The sequence below is a fragment of the Bacillus sp. JZ39 genome (assembly GCF_053903145.1).
In genome coordinates this window covers 1,994,621-2,017,849 of the sequence record NZ_CP096389.1, presented here as the reverse complement: position 1 = coordinate 2,017,849, position 23,229 = coordinate 1,994,621, and the positions used below count along the sequence as shown (strand labels likewise).

General features: G+C 39.5%; 23 protein-coding genes and 5 pseudogenes. 16 read left to right on the top strand and 12 right to left on the bottom strand.

The window, feature by feature from the left end; all coding sequences use genetic code 11:
• Nucleotides 1-265: 265 nt before the first annotated feature.
• Entirely contained in the window at nucleotides 266-1,186 is a 921-nt protein-coding gene (bla, locus tag M1D65_RS10070; protein ID WP_046160472.1) for a class A beta-lactamase, read from the bottom strand.
• Nucleotides 1,187-1,410: 224 nt separating this feature from the next.
• Between bla and M1D65_RS10065 the strand changes: the two genes are divergently transcribed.
• Complete coding sequence (locus M1D65_RS10065) at nucleotides 1,411-2,043, top strand: type 1 glutamine amidotransferase family protein (protein ID WP_038829972.1); 633 nt, start codon at nucleotides 1,411-1,413, stop codon at nucleotides 2,041-2,043.
• A gap of 263 nt (nucleotides 2,044-2,306) precedes the next feature.
• Complete coding sequence (locus tag M1D65_RS10060; protein ID WP_038829973.1) at nucleotides 2,307-2,738, top strand: hypothetical protein; 432 nt, start codon at nucleotides 2,307-2,309, stop codon at nucleotides 2,736-2,738.
• Nucleotides 2,739-2,911: 173 nt separating this feature from the next.
• Here M1D65_RS10060 and M1D65_RS10055 read toward each other — a convergent pair whose 3' ends face one another.
• Nucleotides 2,912-3,790, bottom strand: coding sequence for a DMT family transporter (locus M1D65_RS10055; protein WP_021481420.1), 879 nt, complete (start codon nucleotides 3,788-3,790; stop codon nucleotides 2,912-2,914).
• Nucleotides 3,791-3,890: 100 nt separating this feature from the next.
• Here M1D65_RS10055 and M1D65_RS10050 point away from each other — a divergent pair, with 100 nt between their 5' ends.
• Nucleotides 3,891-4,763 carry a LysR family transcriptional regulator gene (locus M1D65_RS10050; RefSeq protein ID WP_021481419.1) on the top strand — a complete coding sequence of 291 codons (873 nt, stop codon included), beginning with the start codon at nucleotides 3,891-3,893 and terminating at the stop codon, nucleotides 4,761-4,763.
• A gap of 123 nt (nucleotides 4,764-4,886) precedes the next feature.
• Here M1D65_RS10050 and M1D65_RS10045 read toward each other — a convergent pair whose 3' ends face one another.
• The 3 genes and pseudogenes from M1D65_RS10045 to M1D65_RS10035 all read right to left on the bottom strand — a co-directional run bounded on the left by M1D65_RS10045 (nucleotide 4,887) and on the right by M1D65_RS10035 (nucleotide 6,532).
• Nucleotides 4,887-5,681: a DUF817 domain-containing protein gene (locus M1D65_RS10045; protein ID WP_124073039.1), complete on the bottom strand. Its 795-nt coding sequence runs from the start codon at nucleotides 5,679-5,681 to the stop codon at nucleotides 4,887-4,889.
• Between the two features lie 105 nt (nucleotides 5,682-5,786).
• Nucleotides 5,787-6,040: pseudogene (locus M1D65_RS10040) on the bottom strand (helix-turn-helix domain-containing protein).
• A 9-nt stretch (nucleotides 6,041-6,049) separates the two neighbouring features.
• A complete protein-coding gene (locus tag M1D65_RS10035; protein ID WP_015251949.1) occupies nucleotides 6,050-6,532 on the bottom strand; it encodes a DUF2975 domain-containing protein in 483 nt (160 codons plus the stop codon).
• A 348-nt stretch (nucleotides 6,533-6,880) separates the two neighbouring features.
• Here M1D65_RS10035 and M1D65_RS10030 point away from each other — a divergent pair, with 348 nt between their 5' ends.
• From M1D65_RS10030 to M1D65_RS09995, 8 genes and pseudogenes are all read left to right on the top strand, one after another.
• Nucleotides 6,881-7,792, top strand: a complete 912-nt coding sequence (locus tag M1D65_RS10030; protein WP_015714063.1) for a VanW family protein — start codon at nucleotides 6,881-6,883, stop codon at nucleotides 7,790-7,792.
• Nucleotides 7,793-7,892: 100 nt separating this feature from the next.
• Nucleotides 7,893-8,390, top strand: a complete 498-nt coding sequence (locus M1D65_RS10025) for a hypothetical protein (RefSeq protein ID WP_021481414.1) — start codon at nucleotides 7,893-7,895, stop codon at nucleotides 8,388-8,390.
• 104 nt (nucleotides 8,391-8,494) lie between these two features.
• Nucleotides 8,495-8,729 (top strand): annotated as a pseudogene (locus M1D65_RS10020) (hypothetical protein); the annotation flags it as partial.
• A pseudogene (locus M1D65_RS10015) lies at nucleotides 8,724-8,878 on the top strand (YoaP domain-containing protein); the annotation flags it as partial. The pseudogenes M1D65_RS10020 and M1D65_RS10015, both read left to right, overlap by 6 nt.
• A gap of 39 nt (nucleotides 8,879-8,917) precedes the next feature.
• Nucleotides 8,918-9,013, top strand: a pseudogene (locus M1D65_RS10010) (hypothetical protein); the annotation flags it as partial.
• 84 nt (nucleotides 9,014-9,097) lie between these two features.
• Nucleotides 9,098-9,586 carry a DUF4944 domain-containing protein gene (locus tag M1D65_RS10005; RefSeq protein ID WP_120028145.1) on the top strand — a complete coding sequence of 163 codons (489 nt, stop codon included), beginning with the start codon at nucleotides 9,098-9,100 and terminating at the stop codon, nucleotides 9,584-9,586.
• Between the two features lie 122 nt (nucleotides 9,587-9,708).
• Nucleotides 9,709-10,887, top strand: a complete 1,179-nt coding sequence (gene oxdD / locus M1D65_RS10000; protein ID WP_120028144.1) for an oxalate decarboxylase — start codon at nucleotides 9,709-9,711, stop codon at nucleotides 10,885-10,887.
• Nucleotides 10,888-11,113: 226 nt separating this feature from the next.
• The gene (locus M1D65_RS09995) at nucleotides 11,114-11,419 is read left to right on the top strand and encodes a hypothetical protein (RefSeq protein ID WP_120028143.1); all 306 of its coding nucleotides are present in this window, start codon (nucleotides 11,114-11,116) and stop codon (nucleotides 11,417-11,419) included.
• A 336-nt stretch (nucleotides 11,420-11,755) separates the two neighbouring features.
• On the opposite strand, the gene M1D65_RS09990 is transcribed toward M1D65_RS09995, so the two are convergent.
• Nucleotides 11,756-12,439, bottom strand: coding sequence for an SOS response-associated peptidase (locus M1D65_RS09990; RefSeq protein WP_015714057.1), 684 nt, complete (start codon nucleotides 12,437-12,439; stop codon nucleotides 11,756-11,758).
• A 255-nt stretch (nucleotides 12,440-12,694) separates the two neighbouring features.
• On the bottom strand, nucleotides 12,695-13,732 hold the full coding sequence (locus M1D65_RS09985) for a polysaccharide lyase family 1 protein (protein ID WP_015714056.1): 1,038 nt from the start codon (nucleotides 13,730-13,732) through the stop codon (nucleotides 12,695-12,697).
• 172 nt (nucleotides 13,733-13,904) lie between these two features.
• Between M1D65_RS09985 and M1D65_RS09980 the strand changes: the two genes are divergently transcribed.
• Together M1D65_RS09980 and exlX are read left to right on the top strand one after the other, a co-directional pair.
• Nucleotides 13,905-14,582, top strand: a complete 678-nt coding sequence (locus M1D65_RS09980; RefSeq protein ID WP_120028141.1) for a YoaK family protein — start codon at nucleotides 13,905-13,907, stop codon at nucleotides 14,580-14,582.
• Nucleotides 14,583-14,851: 269 nt separating this feature from the next.
• A complete protein-coding gene (gene exlX, locus M1D65_RS09975; protein ID WP_003231419.1) occupies nucleotides 14,852-15,550 on the top strand; it encodes an expansin ExlX in 699 nt (232 codons plus the stop codon).
• Between the two features lie 36 nt (nucleotides 15,551-15,586).
• On the opposite strand, the gene hpaB is transcribed toward exlX, so the two are convergent.
• On the bottom strand, nucleotides 15,587-17,038 hold the full coding sequence (hpaB, locus tag M1D65_RS09970) for a 4-hydroxyphenylacetate 3-monooxygenase, oxygenase component (protein WP_456270862.1): 1,452 nt from the start codon (nucleotides 17,036-17,038) through the stop codon (nucleotides 15,587-15,589).
• A gap of 334 nt (nucleotides 17,039-17,372) precedes the next feature.
• On the opposite strand from hpaB, the gene M1D65_RS09965 reads away from it, so the two are divergent.
• Nucleotides 17,373-19,058 carry a methyl-accepting chemotaxis protein gene (locus M1D65_RS09965; RefSeq protein WP_064911703.1) on the top strand — a complete coding sequence of 562 codons (1,686 nt, stop codon included), beginning with the start codon at nucleotides 17,373-17,375 and terminating at the stop codon, nucleotides 19,056-19,058.
• A gap of 115 nt (nucleotides 19,059-19,173) precedes the next feature.
• Here the strand turns inward: M1D65_RS09965 and M1D65_RS09960 are convergent, their stop codons facing one another.
• Both M1D65_RS09960 and M1D65_RS09955 read right to left on the bottom strand, forming a co-directional pair.
• Complete coding sequence (locus tag M1D65_RS09960; RefSeq protein ID WP_014477001.1) at nucleotides 19,174-19,467, bottom strand: YozQ family protein; 294 nt, start codon at nucleotides 19,465-19,467, stop codon at nucleotides 19,174-19,176.
• Nucleotides 19,468-19,510: 43 nt separating this feature from the next.
• Nucleotides 19,511-19,633: a hypothetical protein gene (locus M1D65_RS09955; RefSeq protein ID WP_014477000.1), complete on the bottom strand. Its 123-nt coding sequence runs from the start codon at nucleotides 19,631-19,633 to the stop codon at nucleotides 19,511-19,513.
• Nucleotides 19,634-19,701: 68 nt separating this feature from the next.
• On the opposite strand from M1D65_RS09955, the pseudogene M1D65_RS09950 reads away from it, so the two are divergent.
• Together M1D65_RS09950 and M1D65_RS09945 are read left to right on the top strand one after the other, a co-directional pair.
• Nucleotides 19,702-19,819, top strand: a pseudogene (locus M1D65_RS09950) (hypothetical protein); the annotation flags it as partial.
• An 89-nt stretch (nucleotides 19,820-19,908) separates the two neighbouring features.
• Nucleotides 19,909-20,313, top strand: coding sequence for a UPF0715 family protein (locus M1D65_RS09945; protein ID WP_015714052.1), 405 nt, complete (start codon nucleotides 19,909-19,911; stop codon nucleotides 20,311-20,313).
• Nucleotides 20,314-20,684: 371 nt separating this feature from the next.
• On the opposite strand, the gene M1D65_RS09940 is transcribed toward M1D65_RS09945, so the two are convergent.
• Nucleotides 20,685-20,978: a hypothetical protein gene (locus M1D65_RS09940; protein WP_085187581.1), complete on the bottom strand. Its 294-nt coding sequence runs from the start codon at nucleotides 20,976-20,978 to the stop codon at nucleotides 20,685-20,687.
• A 67-nt stretch (nucleotides 20,979-21,045) separates the two neighbouring features.
• Complete coding sequence (locus M1D65_RS09935; RefSeq protein ID WP_085187584.1) at nucleotides 21,046-23,088, bottom strand: molybdopterin oxidoreductase family protein; 2,043 nt, start codon at nucleotides 23,086-23,088, stop codon at nucleotides 21,046-21,048.
• Nucleotides 23,089-23,229: the final 141 nt, after the last annotated feature.

The window sequence follows — 23,229 nt, the reverse complement described above, 5'->3', positions numbered from 1 at the left end:
TTCACTTCTATATAACGGCTTGCACTAAGGAGTATATTCTTGGAAGGAAAGAAAACGGATTTTAGGGTGCTTAATCTTAATTCTTGTCAGGTCAAACTTTACTTGTTCCATAAAATGAAAACTTGCCGTTAATTATAATAACGTTTAATTTTGTGGTGTTTAAATATATGATTCTAGAGGTCTTATGAAAGAACCGTTCATCAAAAAATGAACGGTAGGAGTTAAAAAAGTAATGTCTTTTCCTTTGTGGCAAAAGGCTAAACATTTATTTGAGATCGTTAAGGACGACTTTTGCAGCCTCAGCGATAAGAGCATTATCATAATTAGCATCTTTCGTAAAGCGGTTTGACAGAATTGCCACAACAATAGGAGCTCTGTTTGGCGGCCAAACGATAGCAATGTCGTTTCGTGTCCCGTAACTTCCGGCTCCGGATTTATCGCCGACTTCCCATCCTATTGGAGCGCCTGCCCGAATCAGTTCGTCACCAGTAGCATTGCCTCGCATCCAATCGGTTAAGATCGTGCGTTTGTCAGTCGTGAGAGTGTTATCTAAAGTGAAGGCTTTAAGATCGGTTGCCAGTGCTTTTGCGGTGCTGGTGTCACGAATATCACCAGGAATCGCAGAGTTTAGATCCGTCTCGAATCGTTTAGCTTTCGTTACATGATCCCCAATCTGTTTCAGTGACTTTTCAAAACCTTTAGGGCCGCCAAGCTGTTGCAACAAGATGTTCCCAGCGGTATTATCGCTGTAACGGATAGCCGCTTCCGAGATTTCTTTTAGGCTCATGCCTGTATCTAGGTGTTTCTCTGTGATTGGAGAATATGTAACAAGATCGTCCTTGCTGTAGTGGATGACTTCATTAAGTTTTTCAATTGAGTTTTTCTTCAGGACAGCAGCTGCGGCTAGAACTTTATAGGTTGATGCGTAAGCAAATCGTTCATTCGGCCGATAGGCGATTGTCTTGTTTGAACCTGTATCAATTGCATAAACACCAAGCCTGGCATCAAATTTTTTCTCAAGTTGAACAAATTTTTTATTCGTTATACAGCTTGCCATGTTTGTGTCTTCTATGGATTTTGCTTCGGCATGTGTTGAGCTGTAAAAAGGTGTGAAACCAGTAATGCTTAAACATAAAAGCCCAACACATATTCCGAATTTTATTGACGCTTTATTTTTCAACTTCATCAGGCCTCCTCATTCAAATGATTTTGTATTACCTTTGAAATGTTTCCCATGACAGTTAGTGTAACAAACCCCTTTGCGCTAGTAAACATAGAATCAATTTATCTTATATTTTTATAAGTTGGGAGAACAAGGGCATAAGAATAGAATCACAAAAAAGCTGACAATGGCTGTCAGCAAAGTCTTCTATTAGAAAGCTTTATCAATTGTGATTGGAGTGTTATTGGATGCAAACGAGAAAAGTTTATCTCTACGTATTTCACACAATGTCAGACTGGGAATATGGATATTTAATTGCGGAACTAAACTCAGGGAGATACTTTAAACAAGATGCAGCATCTTTAAAAGTAGTTACAGTAGGGGTTAATAAAGAAATGATAACTACGTTGGGAGGATTAAGCATAAAACCAGATATTTCTCTTGACGAATGTACTCTTGGGAGTCAAGATCTTATCATTTTACCCGGAGGAAACACTTGGGGAGAAGATATTCATCAGCCGATCTTGAAAAAAGTTGGCGACGCTTTAAAGCTCGGCACGACTATTGCTGCAATTTGTGGGGCAACCTTGGGCCTCGCGAATGAAGGATACTTAGATTCGAGAAAGCACACAAGCAATGACCTAGAGTATATGAAAATGGTCTGCCCTAATTACAAAGGAGAAACACTATATGAAAAGGAACCAGCAGTATCTGATAAAAATTTGGTTACTGCATCAGGAATTGCTCCTCTGGAATTTGCGGTAGAAGTATTGAAAAAATTAGATGTATTTGCACCAGATACATTGCGTTCATGGTATAAGCTAAATAAGACTCAAAAGCCTGAATATTTCTTTGAGCTAATGAATACAATAAATCGATAGAAAACACTTTAGCAGTTTTTTGTAGTGCTCCTGAACTTATAGGAGCATTTTTTATATGTGTCTAGGAGCTAAATAAAGAAATGCAGAAACTTTTAAAAAGAATATAGATTGGTAAGCCTTATTTCGAATAGAGTTTGATTTGGGTTAAAACTGTTCTTATTAAGGCTCATTTCATGGTGCTAAAGATTCATTTGGAGAAGACTGTCTTGATCAGAAAAGACCCTTCCAATATATTGAAGTAAAAGATATCGGGAGGAACTCTTTTGAAAAAGATGTTGATGTTAGCTTTTACATTTCTTTTGGTTTTGACTATCCATGTAGGGGAAGCTTCGGCCGTTATCGTGAAAGATGAGGAGAAAGTGAGTTTTACAATGACAGAGAATGAAAAATGGTTTATGAAGTCTGATAACCTAAATTCAAACCATTGGACATCTCACTTTGGGTACAGATTCACCATTTTCGATACTGAAGGATGTACAATTAACGCAAGAATCATGCGAATGACTTTGTCAGGATATGAAATAACCGTTAGTGAAAAAAACTTCTCGGGGGATCATTTTGATTTGAGTGCAACTGATCGAGTTGAGACGATGCCTTATAAGACTCATTATTTGATTTTGACAAAAGATCCAGATTGCGGAGATGTTAAAGTAAAAGGTCTATACGGTTTTCAGTTTGATCAGCCAGAATGGTAATAAAAAAGAATCTGGATTCTCACCAGCCTAAACGCCAGCCAAGCTAATGTCTCACATGCAGACATTAGCTTTTTCCATTGTTTTATAGGCTGTCGTCAGGATTCTAGAAGACTTTCTCGTAATAGTCGTCACCTGTCACATGAAGCCCAAATGACAGGGGAAATGTATATCATTCACACTTTCCGTCGTGAAAATGTAAATGTATTCATAAAAATCCCGCAGCATATCAGCAGTGCGCCGAGGATAATGTTGATAGTGATCTGTTCGTGCAATTGCAGCCATCCAAAGAATAGGGCCAATACGGGAACAAACATTAATGCCATGGATGCTTTTGACGCTTGGATTTGATTGAGCACCCAAAACCATACGACAAAGGTAAAGCCGGTGGAAAGCAAGCCATTAAACAGCAATGACCACACCGCCTGATATGTCCACTCGGCTGAAGGGACCGGCTCAAATATAAAGGAAAACACCAATAACATGACGGCTCCCATCATAAGGTGCCAGGCATTCATGTGAATAATATCGATATGCTTGAATTGTAGCTTGCTGAACACATTCGCGATTCCCCAGCTAAGCGCTGCCGCAAGTACGCACAGCTCCCCAAATAAAGCGCTTTGATCGATATTGAGCATTTCCTTTCCAAATATAAATAACAGTCCGAAGAGGCCGCAGACCAGTCCCATCGTTTTATACACATTCATTTTCTCGTTTAATGAAAAATGGCTGATCACCGTAACAAATATAGGCATTGTATATACCAAAACAGAGGTTTTCCCTGAATCGACAAACTGCATTCCATACGTCAAAATCCCCATATAGCCCAGCCCCATCAACAGGCTCATGATGATATAGCTTTTGAGATGTTCTTTTTGAATTGAAAGCTTTTTTCTTTGGATGAAGAGAATGAGAAATAAAGGAACCGCTCCGATGAACAGGCGCAAACCCGAAAATAAAAGCGGGGGGATGTCATGAATTCCTACTTTCATCGCAACCCAAGTATAACCCCAAATAAGTGTGACAGATATGATTCCCAGCATAACTTTTACCATAATGAAGCCGCCTTTCTTGTTTAAATACCGTGCTGGTTTCTATCATATGTTACATTTATGTATAACTGAAATACATTTTTATTATTGGGGGTATAACCAAATGGTTATGAACATGAACCATCTTCACATATTTGTAAAAGTCGGGGAGAAATTAAATATTACAGAAGCGGCAAAAGAATTGTTCATCTCTCAGCCGGCGGTAAGTAAAGCGATAAAAAACCTGGAGAGCTCACTGCAGCTCAAATTATTGATCAGGGATAAACATCATGGTTTAATGCTGACTGACATCGGAAAAGAAATATTGCTGCTGGCGAGGCAAATGAAGGGAATTGAAAGCAAAATATATCAAGTAGCCAACCGGGAAAACAAGCTGTTAAACGGGAAGGTGAAAATTGGTTCATTTCCTGCAGTTTCAACAAATATCATGCCACAGGCGATTGCGGCATTCAGATCAAACTACCCGCTGATCCGCATAGAATTGATCGAAGGAACCTCTGACCAAATAAAAGGATGGGTTGAAGATCGGACGGTTGATATCGGGATCGCAGCATCTCCATTTGAACCGTTTGAAAATCAGCTATTGTGTAACGACTATATGGTGGCCGTCATCCCGCCGCAGCGTGACGAATTAAAACTTGAAAAGCATGTCGACCTTGAAACATATCAAGATGACCTCATTTTTTGTAAAGGCGGTCATGAAATCGCGATGTCAAACGCATTTTCGCAATACAACATCGAATTAAAGGAAAACTTAACTGTGCAAAATGCCGAAACCTTGATTAATATGGTCAAAAATAACTTGGGTATCGGCATCATTTCAAACTTTACACTTTCATCCGTCCCGCATCAATTGATTAAAAAGGACATCTTTCCTAGGGTTACACGCGATATTGGCGTCATCGTACATTCATTTGAAGAGATAACGCCGGCGGCGCATGAGTTTGTCAAAGTGTTGAAAGCAGTTGTAATCTGAATCAGTTATCGTGTTGCGATGAAATTTGAAGAAGATGAATACTCACCGGCAGAGTTACATAAAAGAAAAAAGCAACCATTTGAACGTTGCTTTTCACTCTATTTGGGACCTTGTATGCGTATGCTAAGAAAAAGATTCATCCATCTCTGCCTTTGTGGGACTCTGCTCCTTAACTTGTTTTAATGATGCTACTATAAGAAAGCTAACAATCACTAGCAAGAGCCATGAACTTACCTTTCCAAGGTGTACGAGACTCCATGTATCGATTTGGTTTGGATATTTCCAAGCTCCAAAAAACGTAGCGATATTTTCCGCTATCCATATAAAAAATCCGATGAGTACAAAAGAAAGTGCGAGCGGCATACGGTAACGAGCTCCATTCACCTCGTATGTAACCCATGTTTGCCAAAAGACAATGATGACAAGCCCTGATAACCACCATCGAATGTCTATAGAAAAATGGTGGGTGAAAAAATTCAAATAAATCGCTGCGGCAAGCGGAACAACTGCAAAAAAAGACGGCCACTTAACCAGTTCAACCTTAAGCCTTCTCCATGCCTGGCACAAATAACTGGCTACACTTGCGTACATAAAGCCGCTATACAAAGGTACTCCAAATATTTTGGAGTATCCTTCTTCTGGATAAGACCAGGAGCCCATATGGACTTTAAAAAGTTCCAGAGCAAGCCCAATAAGGTGGAATAATGTGATCACTTTTAATTCATCCCGTGTTTCAAGACCGGAACGCACCATCCACAATTGCATGAGAACGCAGATAATGACCAGCCAGTCATATCGCGGCAAGAAGGGCAGTGGGATGATTTGCGTAATAGCCAAAGAGGCAAAAATAACGGCAGGAAACAAACATGAAAGGGCTTGTTCCCAGCCAAAATGAACGATTTGTTTTATTGCTCTCATGATATATGCCTCCTCCATAGTTGTGTTCTTCGTGTATGGAAGGGACGCTTAGTATAGCAGCTAGATGGATATAAGTTTATGTCCATAAGCTCACCGCCAATCACTTTATTTTTCTGTTGATCTTACATATTTTTTTGCGAATCCTGTGTGGCTTCATCACTTCGGTATTCCAATATATCCCCGGGCTGACATTCTAAAGCCTTGCAAATCGCTTCTAAAGTTGATAATCGAATAGCCTTTGCTTTTCCGTTTTTCAATATCGAAAGATTAGCCATGGTGATGCCAACTCTCTCTGAAAGCTCTGTTACGCTCATTTTCCTCTTAGCAAGCATCACATCAATGTTGATAATAATCGCCATGTCATCACCTCAGACCGTTAAGTCATTTTCTGATTTTATATCTATCGCTTCTTTTAACAGTTTTTGAAGAACAGCAGCAAAGACCGCAATCACCATTGAAGCAAAAATAATAACCAATCCGATCACAATGATACCGGGGGCGTCGTCTATCTCGGCCATCAGATAAAAGACAGGCATGCCTGCTGCGTAAAAGATACTGATAGTGACTGCGCAATATTTTATATTCTTCAAAGCTCTTACAGACAAACCCGAGAAAGCTTTGTTTTTGTCAATATAGCTTAAAAGTTTGAACGCTTGATAAAGAGCAAAGTAAAAAGGTATCGCCGTTACATACAAATAGATGAAAACGAGATATTTTATATAAGCGATATTTGGAAATAATTCTGCTGAATAGTTGGCTATCTTAGGCACTAAAAAAATGCATAAAGCAAGAATTGGAATTCCAATAAGAACCAAAGCTATCTTTAAAAAAATTGTCGACATTCGATTCATAACAAGCACCTCATTTATTTGTTGTCTAATTGAATGTAACAAAAAATTTATCGTTTCTCAATAAAAAAATATTGAAATGGATTGATTTGTTGTTGTTGTTATAGGAGACCCTTTTCATTTTTGCCAAGACAAAAAAGCATCCCTCATCACTGGAGATGCTGAACTACTTCAAACTTGCCGACTGAATGAACCGTGTGCCTCAGTGAACTTAGGGATCGGTGTGAACATAAAGCTAAGCTCTTTTATGAAGGCTTTTATCAACGTCTAAAGATTCAAACAAACGATGGGAAGAAATACATCAAAGGATAAGCGGCTGTTCATACTAATGATCGGGAGGTAAACCGACTTATGATACAAATTTTGATCACTGGTCTTTTTTTATTGGCTCAGCCGAGTGAGCCGCAGGACAGTTTAACGGTCACACAGCAAGGACGGACGATTGCCACTGTTAACCGTGAAGACTTTACAATGCCTCTTCCCGGCACTCCAATGGTTGACTATGAAAAATACAGTAAATTCATCAAACAGCTTGATCAGAAAGTGTACCGTGAGCCGATAAATGCTGTCCTTAACGATCATGGAAGCATCGTCCCGGGCAGGGTTGGCTACAAACTGTATCAACAGGCGTTTATGGAAAAGTTTTATGCGTATTTTTATGGGCAAGGTCCCTCCAAGATAGAAGTGCCGGAAATGAACATTTATCCGAAAGTTGACAGCGAGCTGCTAGCTCACATCAGTACGCAGCAGCTTGGTCAGTACGTGACGTATTTTAACTCAAGCAATAAAAGCCGTTCACACAATATTTCTCTTTCTGCAAAAGCAATCGACAATCACGTTGTTTTCCCTAATGAGACGTTTTCGTTTAACCAAGTTGTGGGAATGAGAACTCGGAACAAAGGATATAAAAGTGCACCCATTATTGTAAAAGGGGAGTTGTCTGAAGGTGTAGGAGGAGGAATTTGTCAGGTGTCCTCAACTCTATTTAATGCAGTTGATCGTGCAGGACTGCAGATCGTTCAGCGCTATTCTCATACTAGAAGTGTACCATATGTACCGCCCGGACGGGATGCGACGGTAAGCTGGGGAGGTCCTGACTTTCGCTTTCAAAACCAATATAACCAACCAATCTTAATTCGGGCAAAAAGGTATGGGGGAAGTATGATTATTACGCTATACTCTTCTGATGTGATAAACAGCAAATTGAGAAAAATCCCCAAAGCTCCCTCTCGGATACCGAAAGAAATAAATGCAGAGCAGTAAAGACAAAACCTCAGGTAAGGTTTTGGTTAAGAGAGCTTGTAGATTGCTCAAAATCAATTCTTTAAGGAGCGGCCAGTGAAAGGAAGGAGGGATAAATGAAGTGAAAAGGGTATTATTTTCTGTAATTGTTTTTACAGCAGTTGGATTTACGTTTTGCCAATCAAAAGCGCATGCCCTGACTTTTACGGTGTTGCCTATTACACAAAAAACAGACCAGTGGTCAGTAAAAGTAAGTGAAGCAAAAAATGTAAAGGAATTTGCGAGACCTCAAAAAGGAGAATATCAAGTATATTCCTTGGAAGTCAAAAATATAGGGGAAAAAGCAGCTACAGTGGATGTGCAATTGTATAGAAATGATCCTGATTCAATCACAAGATTTTCACTTTTTGGATGCCTCGATGAAAATTGTGACAAACCAAAAGAAGATTCTAAAATGTTAGCTGAAAGTTTAAATGATGGCTCACCGCTGAAGTTCAATCATTTTATGCTGGCAGATAAGGCCTCTGAATTAGAGGTTGTGATTATTTGGACACAGAAGGGGCAAGAAGGACGCAATTTAAAACAGACCTTTAAATTCACTGAAGATGGCGTTAATTAGACAGTAAAGATAGAATGGCTTTGATGATTCGATCTCTTACTTTGCCTGAGGAAAAAACGAAAATAATTGTTGGAAAACCAATCGTAGCTGAGTCAAATGTCAAAGTGACTGTGATTTATGACTATAGAGAAGAACCAGAGGAGGCTTTTTGGATACACTTATCCGATGGGAGTGAAATGTTTGTCGATGATCACAAAGTCTTTATGGAATACGAATAGAGACTTTGTGACTGACTGCGCATTTCAGCGTAACATTTTACTGATAATGACAGTGACACCTAAACAAGTGCAGCCCGTTTCGTTATTAAAAATCTTTAATTTCGAAATTTTCAGAGTTCAATTTCAGTCAATTCAGTTATCATCGAAAGAAGAGGAACAAAAGTCACCAGCTATTTGGACAACTTCTAGCGTTTTTTTGATGGGAGATTTGTGACTCACGAGATCATGAGTATAAATAAATTTGAAAAATCACTTAATACACTAGCTTGATTTTTAATAATAAAAAGCCATTTTAAGGTTCTTGACTCAATGAAACAAAAAATGCATTTAAGAGCTGTTATACGTTTTAATCTTGTCTTTAGAGAGCGCTTTAATTTAAGTCAAAAGTTTAGACAGTCATCTGTTTGATCATTAGCCCTTTTTTATTTTCTTTTCGGTAACATTTTGATCATATTTTCCTACTAAAGAGTTAGGGAAGTGGGGAAAAGGATGAGAAAAAAGAACAATATTAAGAAATGGCTATTGATCATTGCTGGATTCTTGATCATCTGCATTATCACATTATTTGTAATGGTGTCAGGAAACAAAGTGAAATATGAGGGCAGCGGGAAAAGCGGACTGTGGATGTCTAACCTTGAAAAATCAGACAAAACTTCAATTGGACCCAATTATTTTCTAAATCTGTATTGGCAGGGGAGTAAGAAGGACGAAAAGAGGACTGTTGTTGAAAGAATTACTCTGTATGTTGATGGCGAAAAGTATCAAGATGATAACGTAGATGAGTACGACTTATTAGAGTACACAGGTGATGAAATGCCGGGTGGGGGACGCATGGAGGACCATATTGCCACCTTTGATTATATGCCTGAAGATGAAGTGATAGGACATGATGTATTAGTGAAAGTGGAGTGGAAGACAGGCCAGAAAAAACAGACAGAAGAAATCAAATTACATAAGAAGCCATGGTATAAAAAATAGCTTATTTGATGTATTTGTGATCACATTGGTGGTCACTTTTTTATTTGCGGATTCCTAGGCACAGCAATCTAAGATTCTGCATAGGCTGAAATAAAATCTTGTTCATTTCTAAAACGAGGTGCATGCTGTTGGAACAACAACCAATCAATCATGATGACAGAAACGTGCCGCAGCCTATTCGAAGTGATGGAGCTGGAGCTATTGATGCAGGCCCGCGAAATATAATGCGGGATATTCAAAATCCGAATATACTTGTTCCGCCTGTTACAGATGAGGGTATGATTCCTAACTTGAGATTTTCATTCTCAGACGCTCCCATGAAATTAGATCACGGCGGCTGGTCAAGAGAAATCACCGTAAGACAGCTTCCGATTTCGACTGCGATTGCAGGTGTAAACATGAGCTTAACTGCGGGAGGCGTCCGTGAGCTTCATTGGCATAAGCAAGCGGAGTGGGCTTATATGCTTTTGGGACGGGCACGTATCACCGCTGTTGACCAAGACGGACGAAATTTCATTGCTGATGTTGGTCCCGGCGACCTTTGGTACTTCCCAGCAGGAATTCCGCATTCCATACAAGGATTGGAACACTGCGAGTTTCTGCTCGTATTCGATGATGGAAACTTTTCTGAGTTTTCAACGTTAACCATTTCAGATTGGCTTGCACACACACCAAAAGACGTTCTGTCTGCAAATTTCGGTGTCCCGGAGAATGCTTTCAACTCTCTTCCGTCTGAGCAAGTCTATATTTACCAAGGGAATGTGCCGGGATCAGTCGCGAGTGAAGACATTCAGTCACCATATGGAAAAGTCCCCATGACCTTTAAACACGAACTGTTAAATCAATCCCCAATTCAAATGCCAGGGGGGAGTGTACGAATTGTGGATTCTTCTAACTTCCCAATTTCAAAAACGATAGCCGCTGCACTTGTTCAGATTGAGCCTGGCGCGATGAGAGAGCTTCATTGGCATCCCAATAGCGATGAGTGGCAATATTATCTAACAGGACAGGGACGAATGACGGTATTTATCGGAAATGGGACTGCCCGCACATTTGATTATAGAGCAGGCGACGTTGGATACGTGCCTTCTAATGCTGGACACTATATACAAAACACTGGTACAGAAACATTATGGTTTTTAGAAATGTTCAAAAGTGACCGCTATGCAGATGTGTCACTCAATCAGTGGATGGCATTGACGCCTAAAGAATTAGTGCAAAGCAACTTGAATGCTGGATCAGTCATGCTTGATTCTCTGCGTAAGAAGAAAGTGCCTGTTGTGAAATATCCCGGTACGTAAAGACGTAACAGATCACACAGCTGCCCCTCATATCTTTTTAAAGTAGATAGAGCTGAATTTTGGCCTGTGTTTTATCAAATCCCTATATATACGTTATGTAGGGTTTTTCTGCTTGAATCGTATTGTAATGAGCTTTAAAATGTTAATGTGGAAATGATAACCACCCGCTAATGGAAATTCAATGGCCGATTTCTACCAGTTTGATTGGCTTTAAAGGAGGACAAGAATGAAAGCACTCATATTTTTATCCAGTTTGACTGCCATTGGGAGCTCTATAATGGGGCGATGGTTAGGGATGCTGGATGATTCTTATGCTGTTGGCGATGCTTGGTTTATAGGTGTTTTAGCTGGATTGATTTCACTTCTAATATTGATTGATAGTCAAACGATGACAAAGAATTACATAGTAAGTTTAAGTACGATACTAGGCATTCTTGGAGTGGGATTTATATATTTTCCAGCTACATTCATCAACATATTATTAAGTATTACACTGGATAAACAAAAGAAAGAAGACCTTCATGTAAGATGAAAGAAATTTCATTTAATTCTTAGGAGGGAAAGTGTATGGATTTACCTCTATGGGCTTATATCATATTTGCAATCACAGGTGCGGCAGGATTCATAAGTTTAATGTGGTTCAGTTTTTTTGCTGACAAAATAGAAAAGTGAAGCGATTTTATAAAAATGTAAACTATTTTATATGAAAGGGATAACATTGCTTATTTAAGTTTACATAATAAAATTATTTCAAACTGATGCTAAAAATAACTAATTGATCTATGTACTAAATATTCATAATTACTAGAGGGATTGGCACCTAAGGAACAAAGCTATTTGACAAGTTCTTGCTAGAGAATTTCAATCACTACATATGATTTTCTGCATCAAGAAGCTCAGCTGAATTATTTTTGGGTGAATTTACTAATGATGAAACCTGGTATGCTTCCATGTCATCAGCATCATAAGGCAGCAGCAAACTTTGCAGATAATCAGGGCTTGTATTTTTGGGGTTAAGCCACTCCTTTTCATGATCATGGGCCAATATAACCGGCATTCGGTCGTGTATATCTTTCATGAACTCATTAGGCTCAGTTGTTATGATGGTGCAGGTATAAAGAGGATCTCCTTGATGTGTGCTCCACTTTTCATATAAGCCAGCAAACGCAAAAAGAGCAGATGATTTCAATTTGATCCGCATTGGGATTTTGGTTTTGGAATCAAGCCGTTTCCATTCATAAAAACTGTCTGCTGGTATGATGCAGCGTTTGCTGACAAGCGGTCTTCGAAAGGCCGGTTTCTCGGTAATTGTTTCGGCTCGAGCATTGATCATTTTATAACCGATCTTTTCATTTTTTGCCCAAGGTGGAATAAGTCCCCATCTAAGCTTGCCTAAGCGATTATTTGATCCATCATTGATGATTGCAAGGATGTTTTGTGATGGTGCGACATTATAGCTTGGCTGGTATTCACCTTTAGGAAAAAATTGATCGATGTCAAACTGGTCAATAATATCATCAAATGCAGAGTACAAAGTAAACCTGCCGCACATATCCATCATCCTTTTTAGGGGTTTTTGAATAGTTTGTGGGACGAACGTTCATTTAATACAGGTCCAGAACAATGATTTCTTTTCACTTGCGATAAACTGGTATAATAAGAAAGCCAGTTAAGAAGTTATTGTGGAAAAGAACATATGCTTTTTAGTTTGACCGACGCTGGATCTTGATGGAATTACAAGGATCGCTTAAAAATAGCCTATAGTATAAAAAGAGGCACAGCGTTTTTAACGCATGGCCTCTTTTATTCAGTAGCCAAATACCAGAGTTGTACTTTGTGATCCGGCATATTTCGTGACAAATTCTTTTGTATATTCCGGCGTTTGGACACGATAGCTATAGTTTGACCCGGGATTCCAAGAAGTCAGCGGAGAGGTTTGCTTGTTGAGTGATGGATAGCTGCCTATGTCTTTGAAATAACCAGTGCCCTTGTCGTCAAGGATGCCGCCTTTTTCACTGCCTTTCCCAAAGTAATTATATTCGGAATATATTTTTGCTTTTGTAGCAATTGTAATCGCCTGGTTAAAATTATTGCTGTAATTGTTTTTAACATGAAAGTAACCGTATCTCATCAGACCTGGGCCTCTAACATACAAGTTCTCAAAATAATTATTGGCGATTGTCATGTGGGGGTAGCCGTCATATTGATGCTGAGAATCATCCGGGTATCCTAAAATCAAACCGTATTTATGATTCGCAAATTTTGAGTTGCTGATCGTGATATAATCTGCGGATTTTCCGATATACACGAGTTTGTCCAAATCGCTTCCGCTTGCATTATAGCTATGACCTGAGAATGTGACGTGATCAATCCAATAGTTCATACCGGAATCTAAATAAAGCTGGATATCATTATTTCCGTTAATCTGCGGACTGTGTTCAAACGTTAAATTTTGAAAAATAACATTTCCAGAAGCTGATGAAGTTGTTAAATAAATATTTTTCAGCGTTTTTTTCGCGTAAGAGCCCACGAGTGTTTTATTTGAGCCAATGGTAACTGTTGTTTTCGCAGATGCGGAAAGATCATTTTGAAGCACTAAAATTTTCGGAGTGGATCCTCCTAGATGGGTTTTTAAATCATTTACGCTTTGGATGTAAACAATCTGCCCGTTTTTTCCACCCGTTGTGCCCGTTTTAGCGATGCCTTTTTCATTTTTGGCATTACCGGCAAAACCTAAAAGGCCATTTGTTGAGGTATTCGGAAAATCGACTGCACCTAATGCTTTTCCAGGCAAGAGAACCAAAAACAAGCTAAAGACGGTGAACCATAAAAAAAGTCGTTTCATCACAATATGCTTCCTTTCAATTTTAATTTCCTTGCGGGGATTATTATTACAGTTAATGGAAAGGGATGATAGGTTCTATCTTCCTAATTAATGTTGGGTTACTTAAAAAATAGAGATTGCGCCAAAAGAAGACATACTAACAATTGAAATAGAAGAAAGGATTGATACACCGTTGACTGCAGCAGCTTATCGAAACACCTTGCTATCACTTTTATGTTTAACAGCTGGAATCGTGGATGTAATCGGGTATTTAAGCCTGGGACATGTGTTCACAGCTAATATGACTGGAAACATTGTATTATTGGGGTTAGCTATCGGCAAATCCATTCAGGTCACTGTTTTTAATTCCTTGACTGCGCTAATCGGATTTATATGCGGCGTGATCATTGCTACATTGATGGTCGGAAAGGCGGAAAATACCCTTTGGCCTTCTGCTGTGACAAAAGCCCTCGCACTTGAAGCATTCATTTTGTTTGTCTTTGCTTGTCTTTCTTTTTACCGGGCATTTGTTCCTGTGCACATTCTAATTATACTCATGAGCATTTCTATGGGGATTCAAACTACAGCAGCAAAAAAACTGGGGATTGCAGGTATTTCTTCAACTGTGTTGACCGGCACTTTGGCTTCTCTTTTAGAGGATATATCCGGCCGTTTGTTTTTTAAGAAGCAAAAGAAGACTTTCTTAAGAGATACTGTGTTAAGAGCACTGGCTATTATTTTGTATTGTGTAGGGGCTATTATTGTTGCTCTGGCTGAGCCTGATTTTTATCGCTTCATTATTTGGGTTCCGATTGTGCTGATCTTTGGCATCATGATGACAGCTAAGTTGAAACTGAGCGGGGAAAAATAGCTTTTCCTGTATAGCTGTTATCAGGCCAACAGCCTGTTTCATTTCGTTATTGAAGTGCGAATTTTGAGAGGGAAAAATAAGACATTCGGCTGAAGTGCACATTCGTTCATTTGTATTGGCTTTTTCATAAGTACCTACATTTGATATATGAATGATAGTGAATTTGCCTTAAAATCATCTATGAATCTATTTCCTCTTTCAAACCAGATGGATTGAGTCTTATAATGATAATGATTCTCATTTGAAGTCTGGTTTGAGGAGGACCAAATATGAAAAAGATTATGAGTGCATTTGTTGGTATGGTTTTGTTGACGATCTTCTGTTTTTCCCCGCAAGCTTCGGCAGCATATGACGACCTGCATGAAGGTTATGCAACGTATACAGGGTCAGGTTATTCAGGAGGAGCTTTCCTGCTGGATCCCATTCCTTCCGATATGGAGATTACTGCAATAAATCCGGCGGATCTCAATTACGGAGGAGTAAAAGCAGCACTTGCCGGCTCTTATTTGGAAGTTGAAGGGCCAAAAGGGAAAACAACCGTATATGTTACTGATCTTTATCCCGAAGGCGCTCGGGGAGCTCTTGATCTGTCACCTAATGCCTTCCGTAAAATCGGCAATATGAAAGACGGAAAAATCAATATTAAATGGCGTGTTGTCAAAGCCCCAATCACCGGCAATTTCACGTACCGGATCAAAGAAGGCAGCAGCAGGTGGTGGGCAGCAATCCAAGTCAGAAATCACAAGTATCCTGTTATGAAAATGGAATATGAAAAGGATGGTAAGTGGATCAACATGGAGAAAATGGACTATAACCATTTTGTGAGTACGAATTTAGGGACAGGCTCTCTCAAAGTCAGAATGACTGACATCCGCGGAAAAGTTGTGAAAGACACCATTCCAAAGCTGCCTGAAAGCGGAACGTCCAAAGCCTATACAGTACCGGGCCATGTTCAGTTTCCTGAATAAAAAATACGAAACAGCGGATCTTTTCCCGCTGTTTTTTCATTGTTCTGCATCTGCATGTAAAAATGTTTTAATCATGTTCAACTGCTCCTGCTTTGGATAACTGGTATACAGCCTGCTTGAAATCCGAATAGGATCTCCGAAAAAATATCTTTCGTAGTGAGTTTGTCTAGTTCCGAATGAACTCATTGTTAAATCCCATGCCAAACGGAAAATTTTCACACGTTTTTCAGCATTTGTATTGGTTGCTTGAAGATATTGGTCAAGATCTTCCCGTATCTCTGAGTCAAATGCATTTTCGGTAGGCAGTGTCACCATTCCGCTAGCTCCAATTAATTGTATGATTTCAGTAAATCGAGGATATAGCTTAGGAATGATCGTACTGATGACTTGAAGAGGAATTAAACAGGGGCGCATATAGCCGAATTCATCTAACTGAGCATCATTTTCCGATTTGTCAATGAGGGCTTTGATTGTTTCCAATCCCACAATGATTTCTGAGAGCTTTTCTTGGATGTGCTGATATTCGGAAACATTAATGGTGTCGACAAGAAGCTGTGCAACACCTAATAGAAATTCAATTTTTATCATTTGCCTAATGACAACCTGGTGAAAGGTAAAGGCATGAAAAGAGCTTTTTGTCATAAAATCTTTAGCTGCTTCCACATTATCGTAAAAAAACACACGATTCCACGGCACTAACACATGATCAAAAACCACAATTGAATCCATTTCTTCATACCTTGAGCTTAAGGGATGATTAAAGGAAGAGTCGCTTAATACAAATGATTCTCTTGTGATGAATTTTACGCCTTTTGTATTAGAAGGGATTGAAAAAGCATAAGCTTCATCTGTTTCAAAGAAAAATTTAGGCGCTGAAAAAACCAAGATTTCATCGGTCAATCCGCCTTGTGTTGCAAGCAGTCGTGCGCCATGAATCATTAAACCTTTTTCGGTTCTATCAATGACTTTAGCAGATATCGGTTTTTCACTTAGCCCAAAATAGGACTGTGACCGGTTCACTTGCGGAGTAATGAATGTATGGGTAAAAGAAAGGTCATGCTTAGCAGCTTGTTCATACATATCTAGTATATGTTCAGGAAAGCAATTCTCTTTATCTTTTAGAAGCTCCGCTGACGAAGCAAAGCTCATCATAACCGTATTCATGTAATCCGGACTTCTCCCCATCATTCCGTGAGTATGTCTAGCCCAATGTTCAATCATGGTCCTTCTTTTTTTCAAATCATTTTTGGTTTTAGGCTGGAGATAGGAAAGGCCGATTCGATTATGATCTCCAGGAAGGCAATAAGTCATTTCATGTATTAACTCATCCTTTGTTTGCAATTCATAAAGTGAGCTTTTTGTTTTGATTATTCCTTTAAATGCAGGATGCTCAGAAATGTTACCCTTTATTTTTTCGCCATCATACCATATTTCGTTTTCTAGTTTATTCAATCGGTCAATGAATTCTTTACCATTGATGATCCCCATTTAAGTTTCGCTCCTTCATATTATGCTGCGTATTGTATTATATTTTCGAGAAAACAGCCGGTTCAGCCAATTTGAGGTGGGAAAAGCCTTTTTTGTATGCCTAATAGAAAATGAGAATAAGAGTGACTTATACGACAAAAGACAGTCAATTTTTCGTGAAGCCTTTCTGAAGATTTAGAGCCGTAAAGAATTTGCTTATTCATATGAAAATAGCACTATAAAACTTGATAACACGTGTCGATATTATGGACATGAGCGTAAGCGAATTGGATTCAAACGCGCTTGAACATATTTTATTTCAGCCATTACATTGTGCGGAAAGGGAAAACGACACATGAAAGTGAAAACAAAATTGCTGGGGATTATATCAATATTAGTTGTTTCAATTATTGGAATTGGAGGCTCCTCAGTATTTATGATTTCTTCTACTGTGAAAAAGAATGAAGAACTTAAAGACAAAATGGAATTCCAAAAAGAGATAAAACACATCCAATATGAATTGACCGGGTTATCAAATGATGAAAGAGGCTTCTTGATTACCGGAGACAAAGAATACGACGAGGGTATGAAGGAAAAAGCAGACGATGTCTTAAAGAGCCTTGACCGGGTTAATGACTTGATTGATGAAGAGAAGTATCAATCCAATATTGAAGACATTAAGACAAGTTTTACTCAGTATAGAGCTTTGAATCAGCAGGTAGTAACAGCCTACTCTTCAAATCCTAAAAAAGCAGAAACCATCCATTTTGGAGAAGAAAGAACATTAAGAAAAGAAGTCGTAGATCCGGCTGTCAATAAGCTGTCTGATCGCCTGGATCAAGAGGTAGAGGATCTAAAGGATGAAATACGGGGCAATGGGAAAATGAGTCAATCGCTCATTATCATTGTCACAGGGATATCAGTAATGTTAGGCATTGTTCTAAGCATAATGCTGTTAAAGTCCATTATGGTGCCACTAAGAAGCATAAATAAGCAGCTAGAGGAAATTGCTCATGGCGAGGCTGATTTAACCAAAAAAGTCATAGTGAAAAATAAAGATGAATTTGGCCAGCTTGCCAAATCTTTTAATTCTTTTACTCATTCATTATCTCAAATTGTGAAGCAAATCAGCAGTTCATCTGAACAAGTCGCCGCTTCCTCCGAAGAATTATCGGCAAGCGCAGAAGAATCAAAATCAACATCTGAACATATTTCCCGAGCCATGCAGATGGCTGCCGAAAGCAATGTGAAACAAAGCTCAATGACAGAAAAGAGTGCGGAATCCATTACTGAATTATTAGACAGTATATCATCTGTTGCTTCAAATACAGGGAACATAGCGGATCTCTCTTCTTCGATGAGAGACAAGGCTGAAATAGGCTCTAAGTCCGTCAACAAGATGTTAGATCAGATGAAATTCATTGATAAATCTGTAGATTCAGCCGGCAATGGATTACAGGCATTGGTAGCGAGCACAGCAGAAATCAGTGATATTTCCTCGCTTATCACGACGATTTCAGAGCAGACCAATTTGCTGGCCCTAAACGCAGCGATCGAGGCGGCCAGAGCCGGAGAGCAAGGAAAAGGATTTGCCGTGGTGGCTGAAGAAGTTCGGAAATTAGCGGATGAAACAAATAAATCAGCAAACCACATCCAATCGGTGGTAGCGACCATCCAAAACGAATCGATAGAAACGGTAAATAATATTAAAGTTGTTCAAGAAAATGTGAGCTCAGGTATTGTTCTTTCTCAAGAGACAACAGGAAATTTCAATGAAATACTGAACCTGGTGGAACAGGTCACTTCTCAAATACAAGAAGTTGCAGCAGCAACTCAACAGCTTACTTCAGGCGTTGAAGTGATTCAGCACACAGTTCATACATTGGCTGCTGGTACAAAAGAAACGTCAGCAAATACAGAAGCGGTTGCAAAATCATCAGAGGAACAGCTACATTCAATGGAGGAAATCTCCTATGCCGCAGAATCTCTATCTCAGTTGGCAGAAGAGCTTCAAACCGTCATTAATCGTTTTAAATATTAAACAGGCTACTTACGTGCAACCCCCATCTTATTCGGTGGGGGTTGGCTACTTTTACTGTGGTTGTTTCTACAAACGGAGCTAACTGACTTCTTTTAAGTTAGCTCCGTTTGTATGGCTAGTCCAAATTTTGATCGATCGTTCCTTCAAAATAGTCATCGCTCACCTGTTCATGAGTTTCAGCCAATCCTTTTTCCAATTGCGTGCTTCCTTTATAATCTGAGGGCTCAAAGTATTTCCCGGCTACATCTGTTGTGTCATTTTTGTTTTCTTTGTTATGAGTTTGTGTTTCAGTGTTTACACTTTCTGTCTCAGTATTGCTGCTTATAGATTGCTGAAAATCATATTCCTTGTCTAATGAAGAAAATCTTTTATAATCATCAGGTCTGTCTGCACCGTTTTTTTGAGTCACTTTACTTCCTCCAGATTATTGATATTTTAGTGGGGGTAAGAACTTATTTCGTTCTTTTAGGATCAGAACCATGTTTTTTAGGATCATCTGCTTTAAAAGCTGTTTCAGTCTCATGGTCATTTCTCATTTGTTCAATACTTGAATTTTGAATTCCCTTTTTACTCATTGGTTTCACTCCTTTACGAAAAGTGTTGAATATCAACTCTTCTTATTTTGTCTGTTGATCAGGTATTCATTCACTTTTTTCATTCGCGCTTTCGCCAATCAGGAGATGCGTTTTCATGCCAGCGTATTATCTAATAAAAGAACGTCATTTTTGAAACCTTTTATTAGCGCATTGCGTATAGCACGTTGGGGAAGACATCTCGATAAAAGAAATACAAAGGTTGTGAATTTATACTAACAGCACTGTGAATAAATCAAACAAGGGGGGGTGAAAAAATGAAAAAAATCGCATCATATTATTTAATGACATTAGGGCTATCCAGCCTTACATTTGGTTTGTTTTTAGGGTTTTATTCTTTCGTTATGTATGGCGATATGATAATTGCATTGTTTACGGCAGCAATTGCTTTATTATACGGTTTTGTGGTGTATGGCCTTTTTGCTGTTCCGCTCCAAATGAAGTTGCAGAAAAAAGCGAGAACATTCAATGTCATGTACCTCTTGATTTACAGTGTGGTTGCTTTTATCGCAGCTTTCCTGTTTTTTGTTATCAATGAACCTGCGTCAATAGCATGGACATTGCAATCGTACTTTTATTATATGTTAAGTATTGCGGCTGCAGTAATTTACTGGTTATGGGATTCTCTGATCCTTTATAAACGTACAGCTTCCGGTGTATAGGCTGATTTTTACCAATCGGAGAAATATGGAGGTTCAATAAAAATTCAGGATCTAAAAGCTTTAGGTTTCATATTTTTTTAAAAAAATCCTCCGCGGATAAAGGCGCAGTATGGGGGCATAATGAGAGCACACATTCGAACCGAATAGGTTTTCTAAGTGTTTTACGATACATACGTTCATCAAGATCATCACGTCATCGGAATATAAAAACTATTGTTGTGGAACGGGCATCTTGAGTTGTTTGAGGAAAGAACATAGATGGTGGTTTATCGTTTTATCAGCGCTTATGGAACAAAGTTTTGGTGGCGGTCAATCCATACAGCTAAACAGAGGAGAGCGTGACAATGAATCTCGCTCTCCTCAGATTTGTTTTATTCACCCTGATGTTTTTCAACTAATGTGAATGTCCAATCTTTTAACATATGTTTCTGGACATATTTTTTTCCGTTTATTTCGATGTAGGGCAGGTCTGCCATGTCTCCAGCTAACTGTTTTGCTTCAGTCGTTGTTATTCCTAAAAAAAGTCCGATGTAAAAGTAAATATCCCGTTCTTTTATTAGCAAGATATCATTTTGTTCATTACCTTTGGTTTGGTTCCTCTGCTTTAAGCCTTCACCGATAAAATATCCAGCCAAAGCAATACCAATTCCTAAAAAAACGTCCATGTGTATGCCTCCATTATGTCGATGTTATGTTATACGGGCTTGGCATACTAGGGGTTTCATTATTTTTTCAAACCTTTTCAATCTGCACGCGTCCTGAAAAAAAGGTGGCGCCGCCGCCCATATCGGACAATCGGTCTGGGGTTAGCGCGTTTACAAGCTGTTTTTTTCCTTGTTCATCCGCCCATAATCCTTGGCTGACAACGACACCTGGCAGCACTTGTTCTCCAACTGCAGCGGTCAGCTGGCATTCTCCCCGGCTGTTCCAAATTCGTACAGGTGCCCCATCAACGATTCCGTGTTCTTCAGCATCTTTTGTGTTGATAAAGAGCTTTGGCGTCTTTTCAAGCTTGATGTGTTTTTCATTATTGGAAAATGTTGAGTTTAAGAAATTATGGTTTGGCCCCGGAACATACATAAACGGATGTTCATTATCGGTTACAAGAGGTGTATATGTCGGTAAAGCAGGGAAGCCGTCTTGTTTCATTTGTTCTGAATATAATTCTATTTTTCCGCTTGGCGTTGGAAGTTCGCCCGGAAACAGTCGCTTTTCGCGTTTCGCTTTCATAAATGAATGCTTAGCAAGTGCATCGTAATCAATCTCTGCCAAATGTGGATTATCTGGATGGTCAAGCGCCTGGCGGATTAATTCTTCATCTGAATCTTTAAGCTCCTGGTCTGTGAATCCCATGGCTTCAGCCAGTAATCGGAAAACCTCAGTGTTAGACTTGCTTTCCCCATATCTCTCAATCACCGGCTGCTGAAGCTGAATGTAATGGTGCCAGTAGGAGGTGTAAAAATCAGTATTTTCAAAAGCGGATGTTGCAGGCAGTACAATGTCCGCATATGCAGCCGTTTCCGTTAAAAACAAATCATGAACCACAGTAAACAAGTCTTCCCGCAGCAAGCCCTGTCTGACTTTGTTTGCTTCGGGCGCGACGACGGCAGGGTTCGTTCCGTAAATAAATAGAGAGCGAATCGGCGGGTCTGTTTCCAAAAGCACCCTGCCAAGCTGATTCATATTAAACGACCTCGGGGTGCGCCCTTTCAATAAGTCGGGCCGCTGCAAGGCATTTGTGTTATATTCTAAAATTCCGCTGTTATGCTTAATTGCGCCGCCCCCTGTGTGCAGCCATTGGCCGGTGATCGCCGGAAGACAGGCAATCGTCCTTACAATCATCCCGCCGTTATCGTGATGCTGGGGTCCGTTTCCGATTCTGATAAAAGAAGGGGAGGTTTCCCCGTACATTTTTGCCAGTCGGTAAATATCTTCGGTACTGACACCGGTGATCGTCGATACCTTTTCAGGATCATATTGTTTCACGTGTTCACAGAGCTCTTCATAGCCAACCGTGTACTCGGACAGAAATGCTTCATCATGAAGGTTTTCTTTAAATAAAATGTGCATGATGCCAAGAGCAAGTGCACTGTCGGTTCCCGGTTTTATTGGGATAAACCAATCTGCAAGACGTCCTGTTTGATTTTTATGCACATCGATCACGACAATTTTGGCACCTTGTTTTCGCGCTTTTTGGGCGATCGTAATTTGGTGCATGTTTGTGCTGACCGCATTTATTCCCCAAAAAATAAATAGTTTTGTATGAATGGTTTCCTCAGGGTCGATTCCCGCGCTTATGCCCATTGTATATTTATAGCCTTCAGATCCCGCTTTGCTGCAAATCGTCCGTTCAAGCTGGCTTGACCCCATGCGGTAAAAAAAGCGGCGGTCCATTCCTTCAGCTGTCAATTTCCCCATATTTCCGTAAAAGCTGTAAGGAAGTATGCTTTCAGCTCCCTCTGCATCAATCAGCTGTTTCCAGCGGGAGGTGATCGTATCGATTGCCTCTTCCCAAGAAATCGGTTCAAATATCGCTTGGCCTTTCGCACCTGTTCGTTTGAGCGGTGTAGTCAGCCGCTTTTCATCATAGATGCGCTCCGTCATATTCCGGACTTTGTTGCATATGTTTCCGGCTGTGACAGGATGATCAGGGTCTCCTTGCATTTTTACGATTTTCCCGTCTTTTTTATGTATTAACAATCCGCACTGATCCGGGCAGTCCAGCGAGCAAACGGATTTGAAAATGCCGTTTTGTTGTGTGGCAAAAGATTTCATGGCCCAGTTCCTCTCTCTAGTTAGATATTTTGTAAGAATTATAACATTTCGGATGATAACGTCAATTCTGAAAAAAGAGATTGACATCAATCTGAGACTTCTTTATGATAAACGTATTCTTCATTCTGAAAATTACATACT

What these genes read in the sequence shown, in the direction of transcription:
- M1D65_RS09990 (WP_015714057.1), bottom strand. Translation starts at nt 12,439, where the DNA reads ATGTGCGGCAGGTTTACTTTGTACTCTGCATTTGATGATATTATTGAC.
- exlX (WP_003231419.1), top strand. Translation starts at nt 14,852, where the DNA reads ATGAAAAAGATTATGAGTGCATTTGTTGGTATGGTTTTGTTGACGATC.
- M1D65_RS10055 (WP_021481420.1), bottom strand. Translation starts at nt 3,790, where the DNA reads ATGGTAAAAGTTATGCTGGGAATCATATCTGTCACACTTATTTGGGGT.
- M1D65_RS09935 (WP_085187584.1), bottom strand. Translation starts at nt 23,088, where the DNA reads ATGAAATCTTTTGCCACACAACAAAACGGCATTTTCAAATCCGTTTGC.
- M1D65_RS10005 (WP_120028145.1), top strand. Translation starts at nt 9,098, where the DNA reads ATGAGAAAAAAGAACAATATTAAGAAATGGCTATTGATCATTGCTGGA.
- M1D65_RS09965 (WP_064911703.1), top strand. Translation starts at nt 17,373, where the DNA reads ATGAAAGTGAAAACAAAATTGCTGGGGATTATATCAATATTAGTTGTT.
- M1D65_RS10035 (WP_015251949.1), bottom strand. Translation starts at nt 6,532, where the DNA reads ATGAATCGAATGTCGACAATTTTTTTAAAGATAGCTTTGGTTCTTATT.
- bla (WP_046160472.1), bottom strand. Translation starts at nt 1,186, where the DNA reads ATGAAGTTGAAAAATAAAGCGTCAATAAAATTCGGAATATGTGTTGGG.
- M1D65_RS10065 (WP_038829972.1), top strand. Translation starts at nt 1,411, where the DNA reads ATGCAAACGAGAAAAGTTTATCTCTACGTATTTCACACAATGTCAGAC.
- M1D65_RS09940 (WP_085187581.1), bottom strand. Translation starts at nt 20,978, where the DNA reads ATGGACGTTTTTTTAGGAATTGGTATTGCTTTGGCTGGATATTTTATC.
- M1D65_RS09955 (WP_014477000.1), bottom strand. Translation starts at nt 19,633, where the DNA reads ATGAGTAAAAAGGGAATTCAAAATTCAAGTATTGAACAAATGAGAAAT.
- M1D65_RS09945 (WP_015714052.1), top strand. Translation starts at nt 19,909, where the DNA reads ATGAAAAAAATCGCATCATATTATTTAATGACATTAGGGCTATCCAGC.
- M1D65_RS10030 (WP_015714063.1), top strand. Translation starts at nt 6,881, where the DNA reads ATGATACAAATTTTGATCACTGGTCTTTTTTTATTGGCTCAGCCGAGT.
- M1D65_RS10050 (WP_021481419.1), top strand. Translation starts at nt 3,891, where the DNA reads ATGGTTATGAACATGAACCATCTTCACATATTTGTAAAAGTCGGGGAG.
- M1D65_RS09995 (WP_120028143.1), top strand. Translation starts at nt 11,114, where the DNA reads ATGAAAGCACTCATATTTTTATCCAGTTTGACTGCCATTGGGAGCTCT.
- M1D65_RS09985 (WP_015714056.1), bottom strand. Translation starts at nt 13,732, where the DNA reads ATGAAACGACTTTTTTTATGGTTCACCGTCTTTAGCTTGTTTTTGGTT.
- hpaB (WP_456270862.1), bottom strand. Translation starts at nt 17,038, where the DNA reads ATGGGGATCATCAATGGTAAAGAATTCATTGACCGATTGAATAAACTA.
- oxdD (WP_120028144.1), top strand. Translation starts at nt 9,709, where the DNA reads ATGCTGTTGGAACAACAACCAATCAATCATGATGACAGAAACGTGCCG.
- M1D65_RS10045 (WP_124073039.1), bottom strand. Translation starts at nt 5,681, where the DNA reads ATGAGAGCAATAAAACAAATCGTTCATTTTGGCTGGGAACAAGCCCTT.